4 protein-coding genes are annotated in these 4,257 nt (G+C 67.6%); all 4 read left to right on the top strand.

Annotation, left to right across the window (positions count from 1 at the left end; all coding sequences use genetic code 11):
• Positions 1 to 184: 184 nt before the first annotated feature.
• Positions 185 to 739, top strand: coding sequence for a F0F1 ATP synthase subunit delta (locus Q8Q77_RS19835; RefSeq protein WP_305585732.1), 555 nt, complete (start codon positions 185 to 187; stop codon positions 737 to 739).
• A 4-nt stretch (positions 740 to 743) separates the two neighbouring features.
• Positions 744 to 2,279, top strand: a complete 1,536-nt coding sequence (gene atpA, locus Q8Q77_RS19830) for a F0F1 ATP synthase subunit alpha (RefSeq protein WP_305585731.1) — start codon at positions 744 to 746, stop codon at positions 2,277 to 2,279.
• Between the two features lie 22 nt (positions 2,280 to 2,301).
• A complete protein-coding gene (locus Q8Q77_RS19825; protein ID WP_305585729.1) occupies positions 2,302 to 3,171 on the top strand; it encodes a F0F1 ATP synthase subunit gamma in 870 nt (289 codons plus the stop codon).
• Positions 3,172 to 3,189: 18 nt separating this feature from the next.
• The coding region (atpD, locus tag Q8Q77_RS19820; protein WP_305585727.1) for a F0F1 ATP synthase subunit beta at positions 3,190 to 4,257 on the top strand (1,068 nt) is incomplete at its 3' end.

The raw sequence follows: 4,257 nt of genomic DNA, 5'->3' as shown, positions 1-4,257 counted from the left end.
ATCCAAGGTGTCGCGGCCGGTTTGGTTGCGGCGCCGAAAATCGCGTGCTATCAGGCGCGCGGCTTCGGGCCAGGGGGCTCTACCAGTCCCGACGGCCAATGTGCTTTTCCAAGCGCTTTCAAGCCTTTAGGCCGCTGCGGGTTCCCCGCCGCGGCTTTCGACACGCATCGGGCGGACATAATAAGTGGCGGACGATTCCAAGGCTTCGAATGTGGGCGGCAGATATGCCCAAGCCCTGTTCGATCTCGCGAACGACGAAAAGAAACTGGCGGCCGTCGAGGCCGACCTCAAGGCGCTGAAGAAGATGCGCGCCGACAGCCGGGACTTCCAGATCCTCCTGGCCTCGCCGGCGTTCAGCACGGAGGACAAGGGCCGCGCCCTGGCCGCCATCGCTGACAAGGCGAAGTTCGACGCCACCACCAAGAAGTTCCTCGGCCTGCTGGCCGCCAACGGCCGCGTCTCGGTGCTGCCCTCGGTGATCACCTCCTTCGAGGCGCTCTCCGCGGTCGCCCGCGGGGTGGTCTCGGCCCAGGTCACCTCGGCCGTGGCGCTCACCGCCGCCCAATCCAAGGGCGTGGCCGCCGCCTTGCGCACCGCGCTCGGCAAAGACCCTGAAATCGAGACCCGCGTCGATCCGTCCATCCTGGGCGGCATCAAGGTGCGGGTCGGTTCCCGACTGTTCGACGCTTCGCTCCGTTCGAAGCTCGACTCCCTCAAGTTCGCCCTGAAGAGAGCGTAAGCCCATGGACATCCGCGCCGCCGAGATTTCGGCCATCCTCAAGTCGCAGATCGCCAATTTCGGCGAAGAAGCCGACGTCTCCGACGTCGGGCAGGTGCTGTCCGTCGGTGACGGCATCGCCCGCGTGTTCGGCCTCGACAACGTCCAGGCGGGCGAAATGGTCGAGTTCCCGAAGGCCGGCGTGAAGGGCATGGCCCTGAACCTGGAACGCGACAACGTCGGTATCGTGATCTTCGGCGACGACCGCGCCATCTCGGAAGGCGACGAAGTCCGCCGTCTGGGCGAGATCGTGGACGTGCCGGTCGGCAAGGGCCTGCTGGGCCGCGTCGTCAACCCGCTGGGCGAGCCCATCGACGGCAAGGGCCCGATTGTCGGCGCCGCCGAGCGCCGCCGCGTGGACGTCAAGGCTCCGGGCATCATCCCGCGCAAGTCGGTGCACGAGCCCGTGCAGACCGGCCTGAAGGCCATCGACTCCCTGATCCCCGTCGGCCGCGGCCAGCGCGAGCTGATCATTGGCGACCGTCAGACCGGCAAGACCGCCGTGGCGATCGACACCATCCTGAACCAGAAGTCGATCAACGCCGGCACGGATGAGAGCGCCAAGCTCTACTGCATCTACGTCGCCATCGGTCAGAAGCGCTCGACCGTCGCCCAGATCGTCAAGACCCTCGAGGAGCGCGGCGCGCTCGACTACACCATCGTGGTCGCCGCCACCGCCTCCGAGCCGGCCCCGCTGCAGTTCCTGGCCCCCTTCGCCGGCTGCGCCATGGGCGAGTGGTTCCGCGACAACGGCATGCACGCCGTCATCATCTATGACGACCTTTCCAAGCAGGCCGTCGCCTACCGCCAGATGTCCCTGCTGCTGCGCCGCCCGCCGGGCCGCGAAGCCTATCCGGGCGACGTGTTCTACCTGCATAGCCGCCTGCTGGAGCGCGCGGCCAAACTGAACGAGGACAACGGCTCCGGCTCGCTGACCGCCCTGCCGATCATCGAGACCCAGGCCAACGACGTGTCGGCCTACATCCCGACCAACGTGATCTCGATCACCGACGGCCAGATCTTCCTGGAAACCGACCTGTTCTTCCAGGGCATCCGCCCCGCCGTGAACGTCGGCATCAGCGTCAGCCGCGTGGGCTCCTCGGCCCAGATCAAGGCGATGAAGCAGGCCTCCGGTCCCATCAAGGGCGACCTCGCCCAGTATCGCGAGCTGGCCGCCTTCGCCAAGTTCGGCTCGGACCTGGACGTCACCACCCAGCGCCAGCTGGCGCGCGGCGAACGCCTCACCGAGCTCCTGAAGCAGCCCCAGTACTCGCCGCTCGCGGTCGAGGAGCAGGTCGTGGTGATCTACGCCGGCACCCGCGGCTACCTCGACACCGTGGCCACCAACCAGGTCGGCCGCTTCGAGAGCGAGCTGCTCAGCCGCATGCACGGCAAGCATCAGGACATCCTCGACACCATCCGCGCCTCCAAGGAGTTGAAGGCGGATACGGAGGCCAAGCTCAAGGAAGCGCTGGAAGCCTTCGTGACGAGCTTCGCCTAAGACCGCGCTGGAGCATTAGGAGATGGCCAGCGTCAAAGAGATGCGCGATCGGATCAAAAGCGTGGAATCCACGCAGAAGATCACGAAAGCGATGCAGATGGTCGCCGCCGCCAAGCTGCGGCGCGCCCAGAGTTCTGCGCAGAACGCCCGGCCCTACGCCCAGCGCATGGCCGCTGTGATCGCCAACCTGGCGGCGGGGGTTTCCGGCGACGGGGCGCCCAAGCTGCTGATCGGCACGGGCGCGGACCAGAAGCACCTGGTCGTCGTGGCGACCTCGGACCGCGGCCTGGCCGGGGGCTTCAACACCCAGATCCTGCGCGCCGCCCGCGAGACGATCCGCACCCTGATCTCCGAGGGCAAGGACGTGAAGGTCCTGACCATCGGCAAGAAGGCCCGCGACCTCCTGCGCCGCCAGTACGGCGACCGCTTCGTCGAGAGCTTTGAGGCCGGCGTCCCGTCCCTGGCCGGCGCCCAGCCGGTGGCTGAGAAGATCACCGCCCTGTTCGAGGCCGGCGAGATCGACGTGGTCACCCTGGTCTACAGCCAGTTCAAGTCGGTGGTCACCCAGACCCCGACCGTGCGCCAGCTCATCCCCGCCCAGATCGAAGGCGCCGCGGCGACCATCGACCTGAAGGGCGCGGCCTATGAATACGAGCCCGACGAGGGCGCGATCCTCGAGACCCTGCTGCCGCGCAACCTCACCGTCCAGGTGATGTCGGCCATGCTCGAGAACCAGGCCGGATTCTACGCCGCCCAGATGGCGGCCATGGACAACGCCACCCGCAACGCCGGCGACATGATCGCCGCGCTCACCCTGCTCAAGAACCGTACTCGCCAGGCGCAGATCACCAAGGAGCTGATCGAGATCATCTCCGGCGCCGAAGCGCTCTAACCGAAAGAGTCCGACCCAATGGCTACGACCCCTAAGGCCCCCGCCAAGAAAGCCGCCGCGCCCAAGGCCGCCACGGCCAAGGCGCCCGCCGCCGCGAAGGCTTCGGCCGCCAAGACCGCGTCCGCGCCGAAGCCGGCGGCTGTCGCCCGCGTCGCCACCGGCCGGATCGTCCAGATCATCGGCGCCGTCGTCGACGTCGAGTTCGACGGCCCGCTGCCGGCGATCCTGAACGCGCTGGAGACCACCAACACCGACCAACGGACGGGCGCGCCCTTCCGCCTGGTGCTGGAAGTCGCCCAGCACCTGGGCGAGAACACCGTCCGCACCATCGCCATGGACACGTCCGAGGGCCTGACCCGCGGCGCCCCGGTGATCGACACCGGCCGCGCCATCACCGTTCCGGTGGGTCCGGCCACGCTCGGCCGCATCATGAACGTCATCGGCGACCCCATCGACGAAGCCGGCCCCATCGACACCAAGTTCTATTCGCCGATCCACCGCGACGCCCCGTCCTTCGCCGAGCAAAGGACCTCGGCCGAGGTGCTGGTCACCGGGATCAAGGTCGTCGACCTGCTCTGCCCCTATACCAAGGGCGGCAAGATTGGCCTGTTCGGCGGCGCCGGCGTGGGCAAGACCGTGACCATGCAGGAGCTGATCAACAACATCGCCAAGGCCTACGGCGGCTATTCGGTGCTGGCCGGCGTCGGTGAGCGCACCCGCGAAGGCAACGACCTCTATCACGAGATGATCGAGTCCAACGTGAATCAGGCCGGCGGCGGCGGCGACAGCCGCTGCACCCTGGTCTACGGCCAGATGAACGAGCCCCCCGGCGCCCGCGCCCGCGTGGCCCTCACGGGTCTCGCCCAGGCCGAGTACTTCCGCGACGAAGAGGGCAAGGACGTGCTGCTCTTCATCGACAACATCTTCCGCTTCACCCAGGCCGGTTCCGAAGTGTCCGCCCTGCTGGGCCGCATCCCCTCGGCCGTGGGTTATCAGCCCACCCTGGCCACCGAGATGGGCAACCTGCAGGAGCGCATCACCTCCACCGCCAAGGGTTCGATCACCTCGGTCCAGGCCATCTACGTG

This window comes from Phenylobacterium sp. (genome assembly GCF_030698145.1).
Classification (GTDB): Bacteria; Pseudomonadota; Alphaproteobacteria; order Caulobacterales; family Caulobacteraceae; genus Phenylobacterium.
The sequence above is the reverse complement of the archived record's forward strand: the minus strand, read 5'-3'. Positions and strand labels throughout refer to the sequence as shown.

Excerpts from the sequence above, each read along its gene's own strand:
- atpA (WP_305585731.1), top strand. The coding sequence starts at position 744 with ATGGACATCCGCGCCGCCGAGATTTCGGCCATCCTCAAGTCGCAGATC.
- Q8Q77_RS19825 (WP_305585729.1), top strand. The coding sequence starts at position 2,302 with ATGGCCAGCGTCAAAGAGATGCGCGATCGGATCAAAAGCGTGGAATCC.